The following is a 23,577-nucleotide window of genomic DNA, read 5'->3' on the forward strand; positions in this document are numbered from 1 at the left end:
CCACGCTGGAATGCGTTCCGTAGCAAGAGGCATGGAACTTGTAGAGGATTTGCCGGCAGTACCAGGGGTCGCCCACGGCGGACATCGCGCCGGCGCGCCGGACCGCCGGGGCCCCGTCTTCCGGTGACCGGACGGGCCCCGGTTCGGCCGGCGGTCAGCCACCGGTCTCGGGCGCCGGCCGGGAACGCGTCCGCAGCCGGGTCGCCAGCCGCGCCGGGGCGAGCGCGCCGATCAGCGCGCCGGCCGCCGCGACGCCGCCGGACAGCGGCCGGCCCAGCGCACGCCGCAGCGGGCGCCGCAGCGGATACCGCAGCGTGGCCCAGCGGCCGCGCCGGCCGCGGTCGGCGCCCGCGACGGACGCCCCGCTGACCTCGGTACCGGCCCGCTCGACCGCCTCGGCCGCGGCCAGCGACACCGGGCGGGCGGTCTCGCCGGGCAGGTCGGGCTCCAGGCCCAGCGCCGCCGCCATCGACGGCAGGACCGCGGCGGCCGCCGCGGCGTAGCCCCGGGCGGACGGGTGGTAGCGGTCCTCGCTGAACATCGACAGCGGGTCGGCGGCGAACTCGTGGCCGAGCAGGTCGCCGAGCGACACCGAGCGGGCGCCGTGCTCGACCACGGCGATCGTCTGCGCGGCGGCGAGCTGCCGGCTGGCGCGCCGCGCGAACCAGCGCAGCGGCTGCATCAGCGGCTTCACCGAGCCGAGGTCGGGGCAGGTGCCGACGACGACCTCGGCGCCCGCGGCGCGCAGCCGCCGCACCGCGTCCGAGAGGTGCCGGACGGACTCGGCGGGCGGCACCCGGCCGGTCACGTCGTTCGCGCCGATCATGATGACGGCGATGTCGGGGCGGGTCTGCAGGGCCTGGTCGACCTGTCCGCCGAGGGCCTGCGACCGGGACCCGGAGCGGGCCACGTTCGTCACCCGGACGGGACGCCCGGCGATCGCGGCGAGCCCGGTGGCGAGGCGCGCGGCGGGCGTCTCCTCCGGGGTGTGCACGCCGAGCCCGGCGGCGGTCGAGTCGCCGAGCATGACCAGGGAGAGCGGCGGGCCGCCGGACGCCTCGCCGTAGACGCCGTCGGCCGCGGGCGGGTCGCCGTAGGGCGTCGCCTGGATGATCCTGCGGGCGAGCTTCGCCTCCATCACGATGAGGCCGAACGTGACGCCGCCGATCGCCGTGATGCCGCCGCCTCCGTAGGCCGCGGCCGCCGCGATCCGGCGCGCGGTGAATGCTCTCAACATACTGCGCTGACCCTCCGTGATTATCTACCTACCCGTGCGGGGGCCGTTTGATGCCTGGCCGGTCGATGTCGGCTAACGTCGGAAACGGGAAACCTTCCGGAGCCGCACCCGTTCCGCCGTGTTACCGGCGGCGGAACAGGGACGCGGTGCTCAGATCACCACTGGACCGACAAGGATGTCGCGGTGCATGTACACGACTCGCTCGTCGAATTGATGGGCAACACCCCCCTCGTTCGGCTGCGCAAGGTGACCGAGGGCCTGCGGCCGCAGGTCCTCGCCAAGGTGGAGTACTTCAACCCGGGCGGGTCGGTGAAGGACCGCATCGCGGTCCGCATGATCGACGCGGCGGAGAAGTCCGGCGAGCTGCGGCCGGGCGGGACGATCGTCGAGCCGACGTCCGGCAACACCGGGGTGGGGCTCGCCATCGTGGCGCAGGAGCGCGGCTACCACTGCGTCTTCGTCTGCCCCGACAAGGTCGGCAAGGACAAGATCGACGTGCTGCGCGCGTACGGCGCGGAGGTCGTCGTCTGTCCGACGGCGGTGAACCCCGAGCACCCCGACTCCTACTACTCGGTCTCCGATCGGCTCGCCGCCGAGATCCCCGGCGCGTGGAAGCCGAACCAGTACACCAACCCGCAGAACCCGCGGTCGCATTACGAGACTACCGGCCCGGAGCTGTGGGAGCAGACCGAGGGCCGCATCACCCATTTCGTCGCGGGCATCGGCACCGGCGGCACCATCAGCGGCACCGGCCGGTACCTCAAGGAGGTCTCCGGCGGGAAGGTGCGGGTCATCGGCGCCGACCCGGAGGGGTCGGTCTACTCGGGCGGCTCGGGCCGCCCCTACCTCACCGAGGGCGTCGGCGAGGACATCTGGCCCGAGACCTACGACCGGGACATCTGCGACGACGTCATCGCGGTGTCCGACAAGGACTCCTTCCTGATGACCCGGCGGCTCGCCCGCGAGGAGGCGCTGCTCGTCGGCGGGTCCTGCGGCATGGCCGTGGTCGCGGCGCTGCGCGTCGCCGAGAAGGCCGGTCCCGACGCGGTCATCGTGGTGCTGCTGCCGGACGGCGGCCGCGGCTACCTCGGCAAGATCTTCAACGACGGCTGGATGGCGGACTACGGCTTCCTCACCCCGCACAGCGAGGAGGCCCGGGTCGGCGAGGTGCTCACCCGCAAGGGCGGGACGCTGCCGGAGTTCGTGCACGTCCACCCGCACGAGACGGTGCAGACCGCGATCTCCGTCATGCGCGAGTACGAGGTGTCGCAGGTCCCGGTGATGAAGGAGGAGCCGCCGGTCATGGCGGCCGAGGTCGTCGGCTCGGTCGGCGAGACCGACCTGCTCGACGTCATGGTGAAGGGCGAGGCCAAGATGACCGAGCCGGTCGAGCTGCACATGTCGCCGCCGCTGCCGACGCTCGGCTACGGCGAGCCGGTCAGCAAGGCCGTCGGCGTGCTGGAGAAGGCCGGCGCGGCGGTCGTCCTCGTGGACGGCAAGCCGAAGGGCCTCGTCACCCGCCAGGACCTCCTCTCCTTCCTGGCGTCCAACACCACCGGCTGACCCCGCACCCGTCCCGGCGCGCGGGCGCCGGCAAGGGCGAGCGCCGGAGACCCTCGGGTCTCCGGCGCTCAGCGGGGTGCCGGGTTGCGGAGCAGGCCGGTGGGCGGCGTTTCGGGCCGGCTCCGCAACCCGGCGTCTGGGGGGTTCCTACCGGGGGAACCCGGACGGGACGAAGTCCTCGCGGGTGTCGGCGAGGCCGACCGGCTTCTTCTTCGGCTCGTCGCCGTGCCCCGGCCACCAGGCCTTGTGGCCCAGCATCGCGGTGATGCCCGGCACCAGGAACATCGACATGACGAAGGCCGACAGCGCGATGCCGATCGCGACGGAGAAGCCCATCTGCTGGAGCATCGACACCGGCGCGAGCATCATCACCGAGAAGGTGCCGGCCAGGATGAGGCCCGCCGCCGCGACGGTCGGACCGCCGTGGTGGACGGCCTGCGCCGCCGCCTCCCGCGGGGAGTGCCCCTCCTTCGCCTCCTCGCGCAGCCGCGCCGTCATCAGGATGTTGTAGTCGGTCCCGATGGCCAGCACGAACAGGTAGAGGACGATCGGCAGCTGGAAGGTGACGCCGGCCTCGCCCATCGCGCCCTGGAAGACGTACACCGCGGAGCCGAGCGTCGCGGCGAAGCCCAGCAGGACGGCGACGACCAGGTAGAGCGGTGCGACGACCGAGCGGAGCAGCAGCGCCAGGATCAGCGCGATCAGCGCCGCCGCCACCGGCAGGATCACCGACAGGTCGCGGTTGTTGACGGCGTTGATGTCGGCGAAGATCGCCGTCGAGCCGCCGACGTAGGCGCGGGTGCCCTCCGGGGCCGCCTTGTGCACGGCCGGCGCCAGGTCGTCCTTGACCAGGCTGATCGCCTCGTTGGAAGCGGGGTTCTTCTTCAGGATCAGGTCGACCCGGGCCACGGACTTGTCCTGGCCGTGGACGGGCTTCTGCACGGCGCCGACGCCGGGCGCGGTCTTCGCGGCCTGGCTGAACGACGCCAGCTGCTGGTCGGTGACCGGCTGCCCGCCGTCGGACTTGATGAACACCTGCACCGGGGTGGTCAGGCCGGGCGGGAAGCCCTTCTCCATGTCCTTGGTCGCCTGGGCGGACTCGGTGTCCTGCGGGAAGCCGGCGGCGAAGTCGTAGTCGGCCTTGAACCCGAGCGAGCCGAGCGCCAGCACGACCATCACGAGGCCGGCCGCGGCGGCGGCGACCGCCGGGCGCTTGCCGACGGCCCGGCCGACGGCCTGGGAGATCGAGCCCTTCGGCTGCTTCTTCCACGCCTTGGACGGCCAGAACACCGCGGTGCCGAGCAGCGACACGATCGCCGGGAACAGCGTCAGCGACGTGATGCCCATGACGACGACGGCGATGGCGAGCGACGGGCCCCAGGCGCTGAACACGCCGAACGTCGCGAGCAGCAGCACCAGGAAGGTGACGGCGATGGCGGCGGCGGCCGAGGAGATGACCTCGCCGACCCGCTCCACCGCGGTGATCATCGCGGTCTTCTTGTCGTCGCCGGCCCGCAGCCGCTCCCGGAACCGGAACATCAGGAACAGGTAGTAGTCGGCGCCGATGCCGAAGAGCACGATCAGGATGATGGTGCTGAGGCTGTCGTCGCCGGAGAAGTCGAAGATCTTCGAGGCGACGCCGATCAGGCCCATCGCGACCTGCATCGTCACCATGATCACGACGATCGGCAGCACCGCGGCGAGCGGCGCCCGGAAGATCAGCAGGATCAGGCCGATGATCAGCACGAAGGTGGCGATGCCGACGATCTCGAAGGACTTGTTGAAGGAGTCCTCGTTGTCGACGAAGCCGGCGACGTCACCGCCGACCTTGGCCTCCAGGCCGCTGCCCTTCAGCAGGTTCGGCAGGTCCTTGCGGATCTCCTTGACCGCGTCGCCCTGCTTCTCGTTGTCGGCCATCGAGGTGCCCTTCATCGGCACCATGATCACCTGGACGGCCTTGTTCGGCGCGACGGCCTGCGGGCCGGTCGCGAACGCCACCACCGTCGGCGGCTTGTCGGCGTTCAGCGTCTTGGCGGCCTCGTTCACCTTCGCGGTGTCCTCGGGCGTCAGCGGCTTGCCGTCGGACCGCTTCACGACGATCAGCGAGGAGGTGTCCTCCTGCTGCGGGAACGCCTTCTCGGCGATCTGCAGTGCCTGGACCGACTCGTACTTCGAGGGCAGGAAGTCGCCCTGGTCGGACTCGGTGGTGAGCTTGGGGGAGAAGGCGATGATGACGACCGCGGCGGCGAGCCACGCCACGATCGTCCACCACGGATGTCTCACGACGAAGCGCGCGAGCCGAGCGAACATGGGGCTTCCTTAATCAAGGTCGTTGGGATACCTCTAAAACGGTAGAGATCACGCGGGGCCTTGGGGTCACCCTGAGCGCCGAAATGGGGGTTGATACCTCCGGGGGAGCGCCTCCTCCTCCAGGAGGGGTGAGCGCTGGATAGCCTCGTACCCATGGACAACGAGGTTCAGCACGGCTTCGAGACCCTGGCCATCCACGCCGGGCAGGAGCCCGACCCCGCCACCGGCGCGGTCGTACCGCCCATCTACCAGGTCTCCACCTACAAGCAGGACGGCATCGGCGGCCTGCGCGGCGGTTACGAGTACTCCCGGTCGGCGAACCCGACGCGTACCGCGCTCGAAGTATGCCTGGCCGAACTGGAGGGCGGCGCCCGCGGGCTGGCGTTCGCGTCCGGGCTCGCCGCCGAGGACGCCCTGCTGCGCACCGTCTGCCGGCCCGGCGACCACGTCATCATCCCGGACGACGCCTACGGCGGCACCTACCGGCTGTTCGCGAAGGTCGCCGAGCCGTGGGGCGTCGAGTTCGACCCGGTGCCGCTCGGCGACATCGCCGCGGTGCGGGCCGCGGTCCGCCCGGAAACGAAGATCATCTGGGTGGAGACGCCGACGAACCCGCTGCTCGGCATCGCCGACATCGCCGCGCTGGCGGCGGCCGCGCACGAGGCGGGCGCGCTCCTCGCCGTCGACAACACCTTCGCCTCGCCGTACCTGCAGCGTCCGCTGGAGCTCGGCGCGGACGCGGTCGTCCACTCGACCACCAAGTACATCGGCGGGCACTCCGACGTCGTCGGCGGCGCGCTCGTCGTGTCCGACCCGGAACTGGGCGAGCGGCTCGCGTTCCACCAGAACGCGATGGGCGCCGTCGCCGGGCCGTTCGACGCCTGGCTCACCCTGCGCGGCATCAAGACCCTCGGCGTGCGGATGGACCGGCACTGCGCCAACGCCGAGCGGATCGCGGAGATGCTGGGGCGGCACCCGGCCGTCCGGCAGGTCCTCTACCCGGGGCTGCCCGGCCACCCCGGCCACGACGTCGCCGCCAAGCAGATGAAGGCGTTCGGCGGCATGGTCTCGTTCCGGATGGAGTCGGAGGAGGCCGCCGTCCGGGTCTGCGAGCGGACGAAGCTCTTCACGCTCGGCGAGTCGCTCGGCGGCGTCGAGTCGCTCATCGAGCACCCGGGCCGGATGACGCACGCCTCCGCCGCGGGATCGCCGCTGGAAGTGCCCTCCGACCTGGTGCGACTGTCCGTCGGGATCGAGGACGTCACCGACCTGCGGCACGACCTGGAGCAGGCGCTCGGCTGAGAACTGGCTGAACGTTCCCGCCCGTACTTGATCAAAACATCTATACTCGGCGCGCCAGGTTCGTAAAGGAGGGGCCCGGGTGCGCAAAGTTCTGGTCTGTGGGGCGGCGTTCGCCGCGACGTGTGTCTCCGCCGTGGCCGTGCCCGGGGGAGCCCACGCGAACGCCCCGTTGCCGACACCGGCCGCGACCCCGCCGCCGACGCCGCCGGCGGACGGGTCCGGGACGACCGAGCCGTCCGGCGGCCCGGCGACCGGGACCCCCGGCTCGGAGTCGCCGTCGGCGTCGTCCACGACCCTCCCGGAGAGCGGGCCGGGCGCACCGGACGGCGAGCCCGACGGCACCGTCACGGCGCAGGCCGTCATGGTCACCCCGGAGCTGCCGAAGTTCCGCACCTACGCCTACGGCAAGGCCGCCGCGCAGAAGATCGACGCGTACTGGCGCGACGGCGGGCCGCGCGCCACGCCGCGCCCGGTCGTGCTGATCCTGCACGGCGGCTACTGGCTGCAGGGCGACAAGGGCGGCGGCTGGAAGTACTTCGCGCGGCGGCTGACCGAGGAGGGGTTCGTCGTCATGTCGGCGAACTACCGGCTCGCGCCGAAGGCGCACTGGCCGGCGCAGCGGGACGACTCGCTGTCCGCGCTCGCCTTCATCAAGAAGCACGCCCGGGTGTGGAACGCCGACCCGTCGCGGGTCGCCGTCATCGGCTCCTCGGCCGGCGGGCAGCTCGCCACCCAGCTCGGCACGCTCGGCACGGGCACCCGGCTGGTCCGCGGCGTGGTCGCCCTTTCGCCGCCGAACAACCCCTTCCTCGCCTACCAGGACGGCGCCAAGGCCGGTGCGACGCCCAGCCAGCGCAAGCTGCGGCGGGCCGTGGTCGACCTCATGGACTGCGTGCCCGGCGCCCGCACCGAGCCCGGGACCGGCGACCTCACCGGCACCGAGCCCGACGCCGGGGACGCGCAGGACTGCTGGCCGCGGCTGGACGACGCCAGCTCCGTCACGCACGTCTCCCCGGGCGACGCGCCGATGCTGCTCATGCACGCCACCGGCGACTTCGTCCCGGTCGAGCAGAGCACCGGGCTGGCCGGCGCGCTGCGCGCCGCGGGCGTCGAGGCGACGGTCAAGACGGTCGAGGGCCGGATGCACGCCGCGCAGCTGCTGAGCGACGAGAGCACCTACCCGACGATCGTGAGCTGGCTGAAGAGCCGCCTCAAGCCCGGATCGGGCGAGTAGGCGCGGCCGCTCAGCCGTTCCAGACCATCAGCACCAGGATCACCAGCCAGAGCAGCGCGATGACGCCGGAGAGCGCGGCCAGCCGGCCGCGCTCCACCGCCGCGATCTCGCCGCCCGCGGCGGTGGCGGTGGCCCCGCCGGTCGCCTCCCCGGTCTTCTCCGCGGCCTTTTCCCCGGCCCTCTCGCCGTCCCCGGGCTCGTCGGCGCCGGCGTCCGGCCGGGCCGGCGCGGCGGGCACGGCCGTGCGCGACTCCTCGGCCGCCGCGAGTTCCAGCAGGTGCACCGCCTTGCGCTGGTCGCGCTCGACGATCAGCAGCAGTACCAGCGCGACGATGAACAGCGTCATCGACACGGTCAGCCACGCCTGCGCGAAGTCCCCCTGGGCCAGGCCCAGCCCGAACAGGAAGATGCCCAGCGTCGCGAGGCCGTAGACGCGGGTGGTCCAGTTGAGGAAGCGCACCACGGCCGTGTTCCGCTTGCGGATGTACCGGGGGGTGGACATGGTCGCGGCGGTCAGCGGGCCCAGCGTGAAGATCGCGAAGCCGATGTGCAGGATCAGCAGGATGCGATCGGAAGTCGACATGCCGCCGACCCTAGCGCCTCCGCGGCGTCCCCCGGAGGGTGCACGGGGCTGCTCCCCGCCCGGCGTTCCGCCGACTCGGAAACGGCCCGTCAGCGGCGGCCGCGGCGCACCCGGAGGTAGTCGCTGACGACGTACTCGCCGAGCCGCTGCGCGTCGGGCGCGAAGACCCGGCCGCCGTTGCGCCGGGCGACCTCCTCCACGAACGACACGAGCCGCCGGTCGTCGGCGAGCATGAAGAAGTTCATGCAGGCGCCGCGCCGCGTCATCTTGTCGACTTCGGCGAGGGTGAGGACGAGCGTCTCGGTGGACGGCGGGTAGTCGAACAGCGAGCGCCCGTCCGGGCGCAGGTGCGCGGTCGGCTCCCCGTCGGTGACGACGAGCACGATCGGCTCGAAGTCGGGATGCCGGTCCAGATGCCGTCCCGCGATCATCAGCGCGTGGTGCAGGTTGGTGCCCTGCACCATGTCCCAGTCGAGCGCCGCCATCTCCTCGGGGTGCAGCACCCGCGCGTAGTTGGAGAACCCGATGATCTGGATGGCGTCCTGCGGGAACTTGCTGGTCACGAGGGTGTGCAGGGCGAGCGTGGTCTGCTTGGCGACGGCCCACGTCCCGCGCAGCACCATCGAGTACGACAGGTCGACGAGCAGGCAGACGGCCGCGCCGGTGCGCCGCTCGGTCTCGTGCACCTCGAAGTCGTCCACGCCGAGCTTCACGCCGTTCACGCGACCGTTCACGCCGCCGTTCTCCGCGGGGCCGCCCTGCCGCGGCACGCCGTTGATCTCCACGACGTCGGCGGTGCTCGGCTCGACGACCCGCGCCGCCGCGGTCGGCGCCGCGAGGCCGCCGGCGCCCTCCATCGCGTTGCGGCGGATCGCGTTGCTCACCGTCCGGACGACGTCGAGGGGCTGCTCGTCGCCGAACCGCCACTCCCGGCTGGCGCCGGTCAGCTCGCCCGCCTGCCCGGCGTCGCGCTGGTCGTGGTCGCCCTGCCGGCCGGACGTGAGCTGGGAGAACACCCGGCGCAGCGCGGTCTCGCCGAGCCGCCGCACCGCCTTCGGGGTCAGCTCCAGCCTGCCGCGGTTGCGGCGCAGGTAGCCCTGCCGCTCCAGCTCCTTCTCGATGCGGCGCAGCGCGTCCAGGTCGTCGACGGCCTGCCGGCCGAGCGCCCGCCGGACGGCGTCCTCGTCGATGTCGTCGAGCCGCGCGCCGGGGTAGTCCTGGCCGAGGGCGGCCTCCAGCTCGCTGAGGTCGGCCAGCTCCGCGAGCGCGGTGGTGGCGTCGCCCATGCCGAGCGGGTCGTCGCCCGTCATCTGCTCGGGCTGCCCCCAGCCGAGGTCGGGGCGGCGGGCCCGCAGCGCCTCGCCGAGCCGGGTCATCTCCATGGCGAGGCCCGCGTCCTGCATGGCCTGCTCCATCAGCCCGGCCAGCTCGGCGCGCTGCTCCGGGCTGAGCGAGGCGAGCAGCCGGTCCATCGCGGCGGCGCGCCGGGCGAGGGAGTCGACCAGCTCCTCCAGGTTCTGCGGATCGTCGGGGAACATGTCCCCGTACCGCTCCATGAACCGGTCGAAGTCCTCCTGGGTGTGCTCGCCGCGCGCGTCCCGCTCCAGCATCTCGTTGAGCGCGGCCATCATGTCCTTGACCCGCTCCATGGCGGCCGGGTCCTGGTTCTCCAGGGCCTGCTTCATCCCCTGGAACTGCGCGTCCAGGACCTCGCGGCGCAGCAGGTCCTTCAGCTGCTCGAACGTGCGGCGGGCCGCGCCGGACCGCCAGTCGTAGTCCGACAGCCGGCGGATCGCCTGCGCGGTGTCGGACGGCAGCGCGTCCAGCTCCGCCTCGCGCAGCCGCGCGTCGTCGCCCGGGTCGGGGAACAGCTCCGCCCGCTCCTGCCCGATCGCGGTGTCGAGCAGCGCCCGCGCCTGCTCCAGGGTGCCGTCGAGGCGGCCCCGGTCGCGCAGCGCGCGGCGCCGCTCCCGCACCTGGCGGAGCATGTCGTCCAGCCCGCGCCGGTGCTGCGCGCCCGGCAGGCCGCGCCGCAGCAGCTCGCGCAGCGCGTCGTCGGGGCGGGTGCCGTCCAGCACCGCGTCGCCCATCGCGTCGAGGGCGTCGCGGACGTCGTACGGCGGGGCGAGCGGGTCGGGCCCGTCCTCGTAGGCCCCGTAGCGGTAGCGGCTCATCGAAGCTCCTTACGCGTGGAGACCTCCGGTCCGGACGGTCAGGTCCGGTAGGTGGCCGTCCCGTCGGACCGGCCCTCGGCGACGTCCTTGGACAGCCGCCGGGTGAGGAACAGGCCCTCCAGGGCGAACTCCAGCGCGGCCGCGGCCTGCCCGGGGGACTCCCCGCTCAGCCCGAGCCGTTCCATGATCTTGGCGAGGCCGGGCACCTGGCCGATGCGGCGCAGCAGCTCGTGCGCCGGCACCAGCTCGCCCGACTCGACGCGCTCGCCGGAGTCGAACTTGTCGAGCAGCCCGGTCAGGTCGGCCGGGCCCAGCGTCCGCCGGTAGGTCTCGGCGATCGCGCGGCGCAGCAGATGCTCCAGCACCTCCTGCTCGCGGCCCTCCTCGCTGACCTCGAACTCGACCTTGCCCATCAGCGACGGCACCACCGCGGGCAGGTCGCAGACCCGCGCGACGGCGTGCTCCTCGCCGGTCAGCGCGGCGCGCCGCACCGCGCCCGCCGCGACGGTCTCCGCGCCCGCGAGCGCGAAACGCGCCGACACGCCCGACCGCGCGTCCACCGCCGTCGACTCCCGGACGAGCCGGGTGAACCGCCCGATCACCTCGATCAGGTGGTCGGGCACCTCCGCGGGCAGCCCGGCGAGGTCGGCGAAGTCGGACTCCTGGCGGATCAGCGCCAGCTCGGCGTCCAGGTCGAGGGGGTAGTGGGTGCGGATCTCCGCGCCGAAGCGGTCCTTCAGCGGGGTGATGATGCGGCCGCGGTTGGTGTAGTCCTCGGGGTTGGCGGACGCGACGAGCAGCACGTCCAGCGGCAGCCGCAGCGCGTAGCCGCGGATCTGCACGTCCCGCTCCTCCAGCACGTTGAGCAGCGCGACCTGGATGCGCTCGGCGAGGTCGGGCAGCTCGTTGATGGAGAAGATGCCGCGGTTGGTGCGCGGGACGAGCCCGAAGTGCACGGTCTCCGGGTCGCCGAGGGTGCGGCCCTCGGCCACCTTGATCGGGTCGACGTCGCCGATGAGGTCGCCGACGCTGGTGTCGGGCGTGGCCAGCTTCTCGCCGTACCGGTCGTCGCGGTGCAGCCAGCCGACCGGCAGCTCGTCGCCCAGGTCGGCGGCGAGCCGGCGGCAGCGCACGCACACCGGCGCGTACGGGTGGTCGTTGATCTCGCAGCCGGCGACAACGGGGGTCCACTCGTCCAGCAGCCCGCCCAGGGTGCGGATCAGCCGCGTCTTGCCCTGGCCGCGCTCGCCGAGCAGCACCAGGTCGTGCCCCGCGAGCAGGGCGCGCTCCAGGTGGGGGAGGACGGTGTCGTCGAACCCGAGGATGCCGGGGAAGCGCGGCTCACCGGAGCGCAGCCGGTCGAGCAGGTTGCGCCGTATCTCGGCCTTCACGGAAAGCTGGACGTGGCCGCTGTTGCGCAACTCGCCCAGTGTCGTTTCACGGGGTTTGGATGGACGCACGCGACCGACACTACGTCGCCGATCCGCGGAATCGCACCCTCGGTCCGGGGATTCGTCCCCTTCGACCGGTCTCGCCGAGGTTTGGGTGGAGAGCCCGGAGCGGGGGAGACTGGGAGTGTGAACGGAGCCGGTGAACGCAGTGAGGGAGGCGGCGCCGATGGCGCGATTCGGTGATGGCCTGGCCCTCGGACCCGACCTGTCCAGCGCCGCCGCGTCGGCGGTCGAGCAGGCGCTCGCCCCGCTCAGCGCGGCGCCCGACCTGGTGTGCGTGTTCGTCACGGGCGACGACCCGGACGAGATCGAGGCGGCGGCGGTGGCCGCGGAGCGGGCGGCGGGGCCCGCGGTGCTGCTCGGCTGCAGCGCGTCCGGCGTGATCGGCGCCGGCCGCGGGGTGGAGGAGCGCGGCGCGGTCAGCGCGTGGGCGGCGGTGCTGCCGGGCGCGCGGCTCGACCCGTTCCGGCTGGAGACCCTCAAGGCCGACGACCGCCTTGTCGTGGTCGGCATGCCGGAGGGGCAGGACGACGACGTGGTCGGCGTGCTGCTGGCCGACCCGTACAGCTTCCCCGTGGACGCGTTCGTGGAGCGCTCCGACGAGGCGCTGCCCGGGCTGCCGCTGGTCGGCGGGCTCGCCGAGGGCAGCGGCCCCGGCGCGGGGATCCCCGGCGCGGCCGGGCACGGCGAGGTCCGGCTGTTCGTCGGCGGCGACGTCTACCGGGACGGCGCGGTCGGCGTGGTGATCGGCGGGCCGGTGACCGCCGCCACGGTGGTCAGCCAGGGCGCCCGCCCGATCGGGCCCGACATGGTGGTGACGAAGGCCGAGGAGAACGTCCTCTACGAGCTCGCGGGCGTCCCCGCGCTGGAGAAGCTGGAGCAGATCATCCTGGGGCTGCCGGAGGAGGAGCAGGAGCTCGCCGGGCGCGGGCTGCTGATCGGCGTCGCGATGGACGAGTACGCCGACGAGCACGAGCACGGCGACTTCCTCGTCCGCGGAGTGGTCGGGGCCGACACCGACAGCGGCGCCATCGCGATCGGCGACGTCGTCGACGTGGGCCGCACCGTCCGGTTCCAGGTCCGGGACGCGGGCGCCGCCGAGGAGGACCTCGCCGCGCTGCTGGAGCGCTTCGACCTGGCGCCGGTGGAGGGCGCGCTGCTGTTCTCCTGCAACGGGCGCGGCCAGGCGATGTTCCCCGACTCCGACCACGACGCGAAGGTCCTGGACCGCGCGTTCGGCCCGGCCGGGGTGGGCGGGTTCTTCGCCGCCGGCGAGATCGGCCCGGTCTCCGGGCGCAACCACGTGCACGGGTTCACCGCGTCCATCCTCGCCTTCGGGCGCGCGGACGGGGCGGGGGACGCACGGTGAGCGCGGCGCCCGTCCTCGCGATCGACATCGGCGGCACCAAGCTCGCCGCCGCCCTCGTCGAACCGGACGGACGCGTCGCCGCGCACGACCGCGTCCCCACGCCGAACGCGCCCGGCGTGGACGGCGAGGAGCTGTGGGGGGCGCTGGACGCGCTGCTCGCCAAGCTGCTCGCCGACGCCGGCGACCCGCCCCTCGCGGGCGTCGGCGCGGGCTGCGGCGGGCCGATGACGTGGCCCGCCGCCGAGGTGTCCCCGCTGAACATCCCGGCGTGGCGGGGCTTCCCGCTGCGCGAGCGGCTCCGCGCCCGCCACCCCGGCCTGCCCGTCCGCATCCACAACGACGCGATCTGCGTGGCCGTGGGGGAGCACTGGCTCGGCGCCGGGCGGGGGCGCGGCAACGTCCTCGGCATGGTGGTGTCCACGGGCGTCGGCGGCGGGCTGATCCTCGGCGGGCACCTCGTCAACGGCGCCAGCGGGAACGCCGGGCACATCGGGCACGTCGTCGTCGAACCGGACGGGCCGCCGTGCGCCTGCGGGGGCCGCGGCTGCCTGGAGGCGATCGCGCGCGGCCCCGGCCTGGTCGCGTGGGCGCGGCAGCAGGGCTGGCGGCCCGGCGGCGCCGGCGCCACCGGCGTGGAGCTGGCCGCGGACGCGCGCCGCGGCGACCCGGTCGCCGGGTCCGCGATGCGGCGCGCCGGCCGCGCCATCGGCCTCGCGATCGCGTCCGCGACCCACCTGTGCGACCTGGAGGTCGCCGCGATCGGCGGCGGCCTGTCCCAGGCCGGCCGGCTGCTGTTCGACCCGATGGAGGCGGCGTTCCGCGCGCACGCCCGGATGGACTTCGCGCGCCGCGCCCGGATCGTCCCGGCGGAGCTCGGCCAGACCGCCGGGCTCGTCGGCGCCGCCGCCCTGGTCTTCGCGCAGGACCGCTACTGGAGTGCGGACTGAGGGCGCCCCGGGGGTGCGAAGATCGGGGGATGACCACCGTCAGCGTCCACGACGTCCGGGTTGCGCACGACCTGCTCAGCGAGGTCGCCGTTGCCACCCCCCTGCTCCCGTCCCGGGTCCTGTCCGAGCAGCTCGGCGGGCCCGTCCTGCTGAAGTGCGAGAACCTGCAGCGCACCGGCTCCTTCAAGATCCGCGGCGCGTACGTGCGGATCGCCCGGCTGAGCGAGGCCGAGCGGGCCGGCGGCGTCGTCGCGGCCAGCGCCGGCAACCACGCGCAGGGCGTCGCGCTCGCCGCGTCCATGCTCGGCTGCAAGGCCACCGTGTTCATGCCGGCCGGCGCCCCGCTCCCCAAGATCGCCGCGACCCGCGGCTACGGGGCCGAGGTCGTGTTCCCCGGCCCGACCGTCGACGACTGCCTCGTCGCCGCGCAGAAGCACGCCGACGAGTGCGGCGCCGTGTTCATCCACCCGTTCGACCATCCCGACGTCGTCGCCGGTCAGGGGACGATCGGGCTGGAGATCCTGGAGCAGTGCCCGGAGGTCCGCACGATCGTGGCGCCGGTGGGCGGCGGGGGCCTGCTGTCCGGCGTCGCGGCGGCCGCCAAGGGCGCGGTGAAGGACGCCGGCGGCCGGGAGATCAAGATCCTCGGCGCGCAGGCCAAGCGGACGGCGGCGTTCCCGCCCTCGCTCGCGGCCGGGAAGCCCGTCCCGGTCGAGCTGGAGCCCACCATGGCGGACGGGATCGCCGTCGGCCGCCCCGGCGACCTGACCTACGCGATGTTCGCCGAGCTCGTGGACGCCGTCGTGACCGTGACCGAGGAGTCGATCTCGCAGGCGCTGCTGCTCTGCCTCGAACGCGCCAAGCAGGTCGTGGAGCCCGCCGGGGCCGCCGGGGTCGCGGCGCTCCTGGAGCACGCGTACGCGGTCGAGCCGCCCGTGGTGGTGGTGCTGTCCGGCGGCAACATCGACCCGCTGCTGCTGTCGAAGGTGCTGCGGCACGGCCTCGCGGGCGCCGGGCGGTACCTCGTCGTCCGCTGCCGGCTGAAGGACCGTCCCGGCGCCCTGGTGACCCTGCTGGGGGAACTCGCCGAACTCGGCGTCAACGTCCTGGACGTGATGCACGAGCGCGTCGCGGCCCGGCTCCACGTCGAGGAGGCCGAGGTCCTCATGCACCTGGAGACGCGAGGGGCCGACCACTCCGAAGACGTGATCGGCCGCCTGCGCGAGAGGGGCTACACGCTCACCCTGAGCTGAGCGCGCTCACCTGTGGGTCACGTGCCGTCAGAGCGACGGCTTGCCCTCCGAGTACAGCCACGCCTTGGCCCAGGCGTCCAGGTTCTTGTGCGAGAGGCGCTCGGCGAACCGGACGAACTCCGCGGTGGAGGCGTTCCCGTACCGGTGGGCGGCGGGCCACGCCTTCAGCAGCCGGTAGAAGTCCTTGTCGCCGATCGTCTTGCGCAGGACGTGGATGGCCATCGCCCCGCGGTCGTAGACGAGCCCGTCGAAGATGTGGTCGCGGCCCGGGTCGGCGACCTTGCCCTGCCACAGGTCGTCGTCCGCGGGCGTCGCGTACACGTCGTCGAAGCTCTTCTGGACGGGCGTGCCGGACGTGTGCTCCGCCCACAGCCATTCGGCGTACGTCGCGAAGCCCTCGTTCAGCCAGATGTCGGACCACTTCGCCGGGGACACCGCGTCCCCGAACCACTGGTGGCCCAGCTCGTGCGCGAGGAGCCCGCCGCTCGGGATCGCGCCCGGCCGGCGGCCCAGGTCGTAGACGGGGCGCCCCTGCGTCTCCAGCGCGTAGCCGACGCCCGCCTTGACGACGATGCCGCCCGTCGAGCTGAACGGGTAGCGGCCGAACACGCCGTTCTCGAAGTCGGTGACCTCGGCGGTCTGGTCGTGGAACGTCTTCGCGTCCTCCGGCTTGATCGCCATCGCGTGGTCGGTGGCGGTCAGGTTGGGGATGCCGGCCTTCGTCCGCCCCTTGAGGACGTCGTACTTGCCGATCGCCACCATGGCCAGCTCGCTGGCCATCGGGCTGCGCATGACCCAGTGCGTGGTGGTCCAGCCGTGCCGGGTCCGCGTGCCGCGCAGGTCGCCGTTGGCGAGCGTGGTGAGGCCCTGGGGCGCCGTCAGGGTGAACGTGTACGTCGCCTTGTCGGTCGGGTGGTCGTTCACCGGGTAGACGGTCGCGGCGCCGAACGGCTGGTTGAGCATGACCCCGCCGTCCGCCGTCGGGACCCAGCCGGACGTGCCCAGCGTCGCGTCGTTGATCGTCTGCGGGACGCCGGAGTACGCGACCGTCACCGTGAAGTGCCGGTGCTTCCGCAGGCCCTTGCGCGGCGTGATGACGAGCTCCTGCGCGCCGGTCCGCGTGAAGGACGCCTTGTGCCCGTCCACCCGCAGCGAGGAGATCTTCAGCGGGCCGAGGAAGTCCAGGTTGAACCGGGACAGGTTCTGCGTCGCCGTTGCCTTGATCTTGGTGACGGCCTGGATCCCCTTGGTGGCGGGGTCGTACTTCAGGCCGATGTCGTAGTGGGCGACGTCGTATCCGCCGTTGCCCATGTCGGGGAAGTAGGGGTCGCCCGCGCCGGGCGCGCCGGGGGTGAACCGCGCGGCGGCGGCGCCCGCGGGCGCCGCCGTCACCGCGAGGCTCGCGGCGACGCCAAGCGACACGGCGGCCAGTGCTCGTGGAGTTCTGCTCATCGGCCTCGTCCTCGGATCATCGGTAAGCCGTCACAACCGTGATCAAGACTTTCTCGTGATCCGGGCCCGTGCAAGCGCGATTTGGTCTCGAATTCGCTCGGAGCAGGTTAATTTGTGGCCGGATCCGGCAGCCGGCCGGTCACTTCGCCGGGCGGCCCTTCCGGTAGAGCCAGTCGTCGAAGAACTCGTCGAGGTCCTTGCCGGACTCCTTCTTCGCCAGCGCGATGAACTGCTCGGTCGTCCCGCCGGAGTACGCGCGCTGCTTCGTCCACGCCTTCAGGATCTTGTAGAAGACGTCCTCGCCGACCCGGTTGCGCAGCGCCACGAGGGTCATCCCGCCCCGGTCGTACACCGAGCGGCCGAACATCTTCTTGCGACCCGGGTTGCCGGGCGGGACGTTCCACAGCTCGCCGGCGCCGAGGCCCTCGTACGCCTCGTCGAAGTGCTCCTGGACGGTCTGCCCGCCGCTCTTCTCGTCCCACAGCCACTCGGCGTAGGTGGCGAAGCCCTCGTTCAGCCAGATGTCCTTCCAGCGGGTGACGCTGACGCTGTCGCCGAACCACTGGTGCGCCAGCTCGTGCGCGACGATGGTCGGCTGCAGGCCGAACGCCCCGTACACCGGGCGGGTCTGCGTCTCCAGCGCGAAGCCGACGTCGGCGTTGTCGATCAGCCCGCCGGCGGAGGAGAACGGGTAGGGGCCGAACAGCTTCGACCACTCCTCGATGATGTCGCCGTTCAGCTTGTGGAACTGGTCGAGGCTCACGCCGGGCAGCGTCGGGTCGACCGCGGTGATGACCGGGATGCCGCTCGGCGTCTTGCCCGTCCGCACCCCGAACCGGCCGACGTCCACGGTCGCCAGGTACGTGGCCATCGGCTTCTTCACCCGCCACTTCGACGTCGTCATGGCGCGCCGGACGCCGGCGTGCGGGGACGTGCGGCGCCACGCGACCGGTTCGATGCCCGGACCGCCGCCCGCGCCGGGAGCGGCCGGCGGGACGGGCGCCCCGCCCGTCCCCTCCGGCGGCGTCTCCGGCTCCCCGTTGGCGATCACCGTGAGACCCTGCGGCACCGTGATCTCGAAGTCGAACGTGGCCTTGTCGCTCGGGTGGTCGTTGCTCGGGAACCAGGTGTGCGCGCCGCTCGGCTGGCACGCGATGAACACGCCGTCGGGCGTGCGGATCCAGCCGTAGGTGCCGAGCACCGGGTCCGACACCGGCTTCGGCGTCCCCGAGTACTCGACCACCGTGGTGAACTTCGCCCCCTTCTCCAGGGGCTCGGCCGGGGTGACCTCCAGCTCGTCGCCGCCGCGCTGCTGCCGCGCGGGCGCCCCGTCCACCTTGATGGACGCGACGTCCAGGCCGGTCAGGTCGAGGTTGAAGCGGGCGAGGCGCTCGGTGGCGGTCGCGGTGATCGTCGCGGTGCCGTCGAGCTGCTTCGCCCCGTTCGGGTCGATGGTGAGCTTCAGCCCGTAGTGCTGGACGTCGTAGCCGCCGTTGCCGTCGCCCGGCACGTAGTCGTCGCCCGCGGTCGTCGGCCCGGCCGGACCGGTCGCGGCGCCCCCCGGCGATCCGCTGGACGCGCCCGGGTCGTCGTCATCGCCGCCGAGCGACACCTGGCAGGCCGCGGTCAGCGACCCCGCGAGGGCGAGGGCGGCCAGCCCCGCGGTACCGCGGACGGCCCGGGACCCGTGAGGGCGGGGACTGGGGGAGTTTCCGGCCGTATGCACCCGCCCAGCCTGCCCGCACCACGGCCCGCCGGGCAACTCGGCCGCCCGCGCGCCCCGTCAGTTGAAGCCCCGTCAGTTGAAGTCGTACGGGTTGGGCTGGCCGGAGTGGACCTTGACGACGACCGTGTGCGCCACCTTGCAGTGGAGGGCCTGCTTACGCGGGTCGAACAGGATCCACAGGATGTCGATGAGGCCGATGCAGCCGCAGATCCCGCCGAGGACGCTGTAGAACGCCGAACGCCCCAGCGCCTGGCCGTTGCTGATCGCCTGCCCGTCCTCGTCGCGGACGACGCGGATGCCCAGCAGCATCTTGCCGAGCGTCTGCCCCCACTTGGCGTGCATCAGCCAGAAGTAGAGGAACGCGATGACGACGCTGACGGCGTTCGTCCCGACCTGGGCGCCGTTGTAGAACGACGTGCCGGGCTCCGGGTTGACGACGCGGTCCCAGTTGATGAACGGGATCGAGATGAGGCCCGCCACGATCCCGACGATGATCAGGTCGAGGATGCCGGCGCCGAGCCGCGCCCACCGGCTGGCGAGTTCGGCCTGCGGGCCGCCGTAGCCCGCCCCGCCGTACCCCGGCACGCCCCCGTAACCGGGCTGGCCGCCGTAGGGCTGCTGACCGTAGGACTGATCGCCGTACGGCTGCTGCCCGTACGGCTCCTGCCCATAGGGTTGCTGGCCCCCGTACGGTTGCTGGCTTCCGTAGGGCTGCTGGCTTCCGTAGGGCTGCTGCGAGCCGTAGGGCTGCTCCCCGTACGGCTGCTGCCCGCCCTGGGGCTGCTGCTGCCCGTACGGCTGCTGCTCGCCGTAGCGGGGCAGGCCGCCGTACGGCGAGCCCTCGTGCGGTCCCGGCCGTCCGGGCTCCTCGTGTCCATGCGGCCGGTTCTCCTCCGGCCCTTCCCCGGACGCGGGGTCTCTCGGCGGTTGCGTCATGTCGTCAGCGTGGCCGCGCTACCGCCGTCCAAACATCGCCGCGTCCGGGATCGTCCGAAATGTTCACCTGAGGGTGATCAAATCCTGCCGATCACAGGGGGCCGGGGCCGTTCGCCTGGTGCGGGGCGGGCGTCCGGGCGTACGGGTTCGGCGTCCACGGGGACGCCTTCATCACCACCGTGCCGGCGACCTTGTCGTGCAGCGCCTGGCGCCGCTCGTCCCACAGGATCCAGGCGTTGTCGATCAGGCCGACGAGACCGAGGATCCCCGCGGCGGGCGTCAGGAAGTTGAGCACCACGGTGACGATCGTGATCGCGTAGACGAACGCCTGCCGCCCGAACGCCTGGCCCCACGTCACCGCCGACTGGTCGGACGCCTTCACCACCCGGATGCCGAACGCCTTCTTGCCGAGCGTCTGCCCGAACTTGGCGTGCAGGACGGTGAAGTACGCGAAGCCCAGCACGAAGACGATCGCGTACCCGACCAGCAGCACCGGGATGTTGTAGAGGTCGAGCGGGTCGGTGACCGGCTCACCGGACTCGATGGACTCCTGCATCTTGTCCCAGCGGATGGAGATCAGGGCCGCGGGGACGGCCGCGATGCTGAGGATGACGCTGTCCAAAATCCCCGCGCCGAGCCGGGCGAGGCGTCCGGCCGGTCCGTCCTGGGGGCCGCCGGGCGCGCCGTAGCCGGGCAGGGGCGGGGCCTTGGGCAGCGGCTGGCCGTACTGGGGCGGGCCCGGCCGGCCGTATCCGGCCGCAGGAGGAGGCGGAGCCGCACCGGGCTGGGAGCCGTACGTCCCTTGGTAGGGCGGCGGCCGCTCGGACGAGGGCGGCGCCTCCGGGGCGGGCTCGGATCGGGGGCCCGTCGGGTCGCCGTCCGGGGGCCGGGGGTTCTCAGGGGGTTCGCTCATGCCCCCACAGTGTGCCCTCTACCGGCCACGATCGGGTCACCGGGAAACGCCCGGCCCGGCTCCTCCGCTACGGGAGCCGGACCGGACCCCCGAGTCCCGGGGCGGGCGTCACAGGTTCCCGCGGCGCGCCTGCTCCCGCTCGATCGCCTCGAACAGCGCCTTGAAGTTGCCCTTGCCGAAGCCCAGCGAGCCGTGCCGCTCGATCAGCTCGAAGAACACGGTCGGACGGTCCTGGACCGGCTTGGTGAAGATCTGCAGCAGGTAGCCGTCCTCGTCCCGGTCGACCAGGATGCGGCGCTTCTGCAGCTCCTCGATCGGCACGCGGACCTCGCCGATGCGCGCCCGCAGTTCGGCGTCCTCGTAGTAGGAGTCGGGGGTGTCGAGGAACTCCACCCCGGCCGCGCGCATCCGGTCGACCGAGGCCAGGATGTCGCCCGTGGCGAGCGCGATGTGCTGCACGCCCGGCCCGCCGTAGAACTCCAGGTACTCGTCGATCTGCGACTTGCGCTTGCTCTCCGCGGGCTCGTTCAGCGGGAACTTCACCTTGCGGGTGCCGTCCGCGACGACCTTGGACATCAGCGCCGAGTACTCGGTCGCGATGTCGTCGCCGATGAACTCCGCCATGTCGGTGAAGCCCATGACGCGGTGGTAGAAGTCGGCCCACTCGTCCATGCGCTCGACGTTGCCGACGCAGTGGTCGATCGCCTGGAAGTAGCGGTCGCCCGGCTCCACGATCGGGTCGGCCGGCGCGAACCCTGGCAGGTAGGGGCCGGTGTAGTTCGAGCGGTCGACCAGTGAGTGCCGCGTCTCGCCGTAGGTCGCGATCGCCGCGACGGTCACCTTGCCGTGGTCGTCCTCCAGGACGTGCGGCTCCTCCAGGCCCGTGGCGCCCTTCGCGAGCGCGTGCCGGTAGGCGTGCTCCACGTCCGGGACCTCGATCGCGAGGTCGACGACCCCGTCGCCGTGCTCGGCGATGTGCCGGCCGATCTCCGTGCCCGCCTTCACCGGGCCGCGGAACACGAACCGGGCGCTTCCGGACTCCAGCACGTGCACCGCCTCGTCGGGGCTGCCGTTCTCCGGGCCCTTGTAGGCGACCCGGCGCATCCCGAACGCGGTCGAGTAGTAGTGGGCGGCCTGTTTGGCGTTGCCGACGGCGAAGACGACGGCGTCCATACCCTTGACCGGAAACTCATCCATGCTCACCAATCTCGACATGCGGCTACAAGGTGCGCAAGGGTCGCCTGAATCGCTGGACAAACTGTACAGTGAAACGCGGTTCTTGCCGGTATTTCTGTACATGGTGACCACGGTCACGGGAGGCGGCGTGGCGATCGACGACCTGGACGCACGGCTGATCGAGATGTTCACCGCCGAACCGCGGGTCGGCGTGCTGGAGGCGTCCCGCCGGCTCGGCGTCGCCCGCGGCACCGTCCAGGCGCGGCTCGACCGGCTGGCCAGGGACGGCGTCGTCGCCGGCTTCGGCCCGGAGATCGACCCGGCCGCCCTCGGCTACGGCGTGACCGCGTTCGTCACCCTGCAGCTGCGCCAGGCGGGCGGCCACGACCCGGTCGCCGCGCGGCTCGCCCAGGTCCCCGAGGTGATCGAAGCGCACACCATCACCGGCCCCGGCGACATGCTGTGCCGCGTCGTGGCCCGCAGCAACACCGACCTGCAGCGCGTCATCGACGTCATCGTGGACGTGGCGGGCGTCGAGCGCGCCTCCTCGGTCATCTCCCTGGCCACCCAGGTCCCCTACCGCACCCTCCCCCTGGTCCGCGCCGCCGCCGAAAGAGAGAAAGCCGAAGAAGACCAATGAGCGGTGCCGCCGCGCGGATCGTGCCCGGGGCTCCTCGGCCGCCGTGCAGGCAAGCCGTGCAGGCAAGCGAAGTCGAGCCTCCGGCGCGTATCGCGCCGGAGGCTCGCCGATCACTGATGAGGGGCTCTGACGAGCCTTCACTCGCACGCGTGCAGCGCTAGAGGCTCGTGGAGTCGGAGCCCTCGGGACAGGGCCGCTGGACCGGGGTCAGGCGGCTCCGTAAGGGGTCGCGTCGAGGATCTCGACCGTCATGGAGCGGCCGTTGGGCAGGGTGTAGGTGGCCTTGTCGCCGACCTTCTTGCCGTCGATGGCGGAGCCGAGGGGCGACTTCGGCGAGTAGACGTCGATGGGGGCGCCGACCTCCTCGCGGGAGGCGAGCAGGAACGTGACCTCCTCATCGTCCCCCTCGAACGAGACCGTGACGGTCATGCCGGGGCCGACGACGCCCTCGGTGCGCGGAGCCTCCCCGACGCGCGCGTTCTCCAGGATGCTCTGGAGCTGGAGGATCCGGCCCTCGATCTTGCCCTGTTCCTCCTTGGCCGCGTGGTAGCCGCCGTTCTCGCGCAGGTCGCCCTCCTCCCGCGCCGCCTCGATCTTCTGAGCGATCTCGATGCGGCCCGGGCCCGACAGGTGGTCCAGCTCAGCCTTGAGCCGGTCGTACGCCTCCTGGGTGAGCCAGGTGACGTTGTCAGCGCGGGTCTCGGTCACGGGTACTCCTCATCCACATGTTGCGATCCTCACCCGCCCACGCGGGTGGGTGTCACATCGACATGAAGTGCGGCCGGGTGAAACCTCTAGCCTATCCGGTGTGTGCGGGTAAAGGTTCCCTGAACTCGGCGTCCGCAATCCGCCAATCGTTGTTCGCCGTTCACCCGGCATACCGTCCCGCGGAGGGTTCAGCCCGTGCGGCAGTCGCGGATCCGGGCTCCGGTGGCCCGCCGCGGCGTCGCCAGGGTCTCCGTCCCCTTGACGCTGGACTTCCCGGCCGGCACTGAGACCTCCTTCTGCGCAAGGATCGCGAAGTCGGTGTCGTACGCGTCCACCGTGCAGCGGACTTCGTCGTCCGTCCCCTTGGCGACCGTGTAGTTGATCGTCACCGAGGTGTCGGTGATGTCGTAGGACACGGTCTGCGGGACGATCCCCGGAGTCTGCCCGGTGTACGCGGCGAGAATCCCGATGCCGCCCGCCAGCAGCGCCGCCAGCGAGCCGGCGACCACCATCCCGAGCCTGCCCCGCCGGGGTTCGGCGGGCGCCGCTGGTTTCGACACGCTCGTCGTCATGGCGGGGAATCTCCGTGCGGTGTGCGGACGT

At 72.5% G+C, this 23,577-nt stretch carries 19 protein-coding genes; 7 read left to right on the plus strand and 12 right to left on the minus strand.

Annotated elements, in window-relative coordinates; all coding sequences use genetic code 11:
- Positions 1-154: 154 nt before the first annotated feature.
- Complete coding sequence (locus ABTW95_RS30340) at positions 155-1,237, minus strand: SGNH/GDSL hydrolase family protein (RefSeq protein WP_396448277.1); 1,083 nt, start codon at positions 1,235-1,237, stop codon at positions 155-157.
- A 183-nt stretch (positions 1,238-1,420) separates the two neighbouring features.
- Here ABTW95_RS30340 and ABTW95_RS30345 point away from each other — a divergent pair, with 183 nt between their 5' ends.
- The gene (locus ABTW95_RS30345; RefSeq protein ID WP_396448278.1) at positions 1,421-2,800 is read left to right on the plus strand and encodes a cystathionine beta-synthase; all 1,380 of its coding nucleotides are present in this window, start codon (positions 1,421-1,423) and stop codon (positions 2,798-2,800) included.
- A 147-nt stretch (positions 2,801-2,947) separates the two neighbouring features.
- Here ABTW95_RS30345 and ABTW95_RS30350 read toward each other — a convergent pair whose 3' ends face one another.
- Positions 2,948-5,110, minus strand: coding sequence for an MMPL family transporter (locus tag ABTW95_RS30350; RefSeq protein ID WP_500228100.1), 2,163 nt, complete (start codon positions 5,108-5,110; stop codon positions 2,948-2,950).
- Between the two features lie 153 nt (positions 5,111-5,263).
- Between ABTW95_RS30350 and ABTW95_RS30355 the strand changes: the two genes are divergently transcribed.
- Together ABTW95_RS30355 and ABTW95_RS30360 are read left to right on the plus strand one after the other, a co-directional pair.
- Positions 5,264-6,412, plus strand: coding sequence for a cystathionine gamma-synthase (locus ABTW95_RS30355; protein ID WP_396448280.1), 1,149 nt, complete (start codon positions 5,264-5,266; stop codon positions 6,410-6,412).
- A 79-nt stretch (positions 6,413-6,491) separates the two neighbouring features.
- A complete protein-coding gene (locus ABTW95_RS30360; RefSeq protein WP_500228101.1) occupies positions 6,492-7,646 on the plus strand; it encodes an alpha/beta hydrolase in 1,155 nt (384 codons plus the stop codon).
- Positions 7,647-7,656: 10 nt separating this feature from the next.
- On the opposite strand, the gene ABTW95_RS30365 is transcribed toward ABTW95_RS30360, so the two are convergent.
- The 3 genes from ABTW95_RS30365 to ABTW95_RS30375 all read right to left on the minus strand — a co-directional run bounded on the left by ABTW95_RS30365 (position 7,657) and on the right by ABTW95_RS30375 (position 11,863).
- Positions 7,657-8,229: a hypothetical protein gene (locus tag ABTW95_RS30365; protein WP_500228102.1), complete on the minus strand. Its 573-nt coding sequence runs from the start codon at positions 8,227-8,229 to the stop codon at positions 7,657-7,659.
- 89 nt (positions 8,230-8,318) lie between these two features.
- Positions 8,319-10,403: a hypothetical protein gene (locus ABTW95_RS30370; RefSeq protein ID WP_500228103.1), complete on the minus strand. Its 2,085-nt coding sequence runs from the start codon at positions 10,401-10,403 to the stop codon at positions 8,319-8,321.
- A gap of 38 nt (positions 10,404-10,441) precedes the next feature.
- Positions 10,442-11,863, minus strand: coding sequence for a sigma 54-interacting transcriptional regulator (locus tag ABTW95_RS30375; RefSeq protein WP_500228104.1), 1,422 nt, complete (start codon positions 11,861-11,863; stop codon positions 10,442-10,444).
- Positions 11,864-12,020: 157 nt separating this feature from the next.
- Between ABTW95_RS30375 and ABTW95_RS30380 the strand changes: the two genes are divergently transcribed.
- From ABTW95_RS30380 to ilvA, 3 genes are read left to right on the plus strand one after another with little or no spacing between them, the layout of a single operon-like run.
- On the plus strand, positions 12,021-13,223 hold the full coding sequence (locus ABTW95_RS30380) for an FIST signal transduction protein (protein ID WP_500228105.1): 1,203 nt from the start codon (positions 12,021-12,023) through the stop codon (positions 13,221-13,223).
- Complete coding sequence (locus tag ABTW95_RS30385; RefSeq protein ID WP_396448286.1) at positions 13,220-14,170, plus strand: ROK family protein; 951 nt, start codon at positions 13,220-13,222, stop codon at positions 14,168-14,170. Before ABTW95_RS30380 ends, ABTW95_RS30385 begins: the two co-directional genes overlap by 4 nt.
- A gap of 29 nt (positions 14,171-14,199) precedes the next feature.
- Entirely contained in the window at positions 14,200-15,423 is a 1,224-nt protein-coding gene (gene ilvA / locus ABTW95_RS30390; protein ID WP_396448287.1) for a threonine ammonia-lyase, read from the plus strand.
- Positions 15,424-15,450: 27 nt separating this feature from the next.
- Here the strand turns inward: ilvA and ABTW95_RS30395 are convergent, their stop codons facing one another.
- From ABTW95_RS30395 to hppD, 5 genes are all read right to left on the minus strand, one after another.
- The gene (locus ABTW95_RS30395; RefSeq protein ID WP_500228106.1) at positions 15,451-16,875 is read right to left on the minus strand and encodes a M1 family metallopeptidase; all 1,425 of its coding nucleotides are present in this window, start codon (positions 16,873-16,875) and stop codon (positions 15,451-15,453) included.
- 139 nt (positions 16,876-17,014) lie between these two features.
- A complete protein-coding gene (locus ABTW95_RS30400; protein WP_500228107.1) occupies positions 17,015-18,601 on the minus strand; it encodes a M1 family metallopeptidase in 1,587 nt (528 codons plus the stop codon).
- 72 nt (positions 18,602-18,673) lie between these two features.
- On the minus strand, positions 18,674-19,537 hold the full coding sequence (locus ABTW95_RS30405) for an RDD family protein (protein WP_500228108.1): 864 nt from the start codon (positions 19,535-19,537) through the stop codon (positions 18,674-18,676).
- Positions 19,538-19,628: 91 nt separating this feature from the next.
- Entirely contained in the window at positions 19,629-20,450 is an 822-nt protein-coding gene (locus ABTW95_RS30410; RefSeq protein WP_500228109.1) for an RDD family protein, read from the minus strand.
- Between the two features lie 108 nt (positions 20,451-20,558).
- Positions 20,559-21,647, minus strand: coding sequence for a 4-hydroxyphenylpyruvate dioxygenase (gene hppD / locus ABTW95_RS30415; protein ID WP_396448293.1), 1,089 nt, complete (start codon positions 21,645-21,647; stop codon positions 20,559-20,561).
- Between the two features lie 100 nt (positions 21,648-21,747).
- Here hppD and ABTW95_RS30420 point away from each other — a divergent pair, with 100 nt between their 5' ends.
- Positions 21,748-22,266: an Lrp/AsnC family transcriptional regulator gene (locus ABTW95_RS30420; RefSeq protein ID WP_396448299.1), complete on the plus strand. Its 519-nt coding sequence runs from the start codon at positions 21,748-21,750 to the stop codon at positions 22,264-22,266.
- Positions 22,267-22,473: 207 nt separating this feature from the next.
- Here ABTW95_RS30420 and greA read toward each other — a convergent pair whose 3' ends face one another.
- On the minus strand, positions 22,474-22,974 hold the full coding sequence (gene greA, locus ABTW95_RS30425; RefSeq protein ID WP_396448294.1) for a transcription elongation factor GreA: 501 nt from the start codon (positions 22,972-22,974) through the stop codon (positions 22,474-22,476).
- Between the two features lie 188 nt (positions 22,975-23,162).
- On the minus strand, positions 23,163-23,546 hold the full coding sequence (locus ABTW95_RS30430) for a DUF4307 domain-containing protein (RefSeq protein WP_396448296.1): 384 nt from the start codon (positions 23,544-23,546) through the stop codon (positions 23,163-23,165).
- Positions 23,547-23,577: the final 31 nt, after the last annotated feature.

The organism is Spirillospora sp. NPDC127506 (assembly GCF_040302145.1).
GTDB lineage: Bacteria > Actinomycetota > Actinomycetes > Streptosporangiales > Streptosporangiaceae > Spirillospora.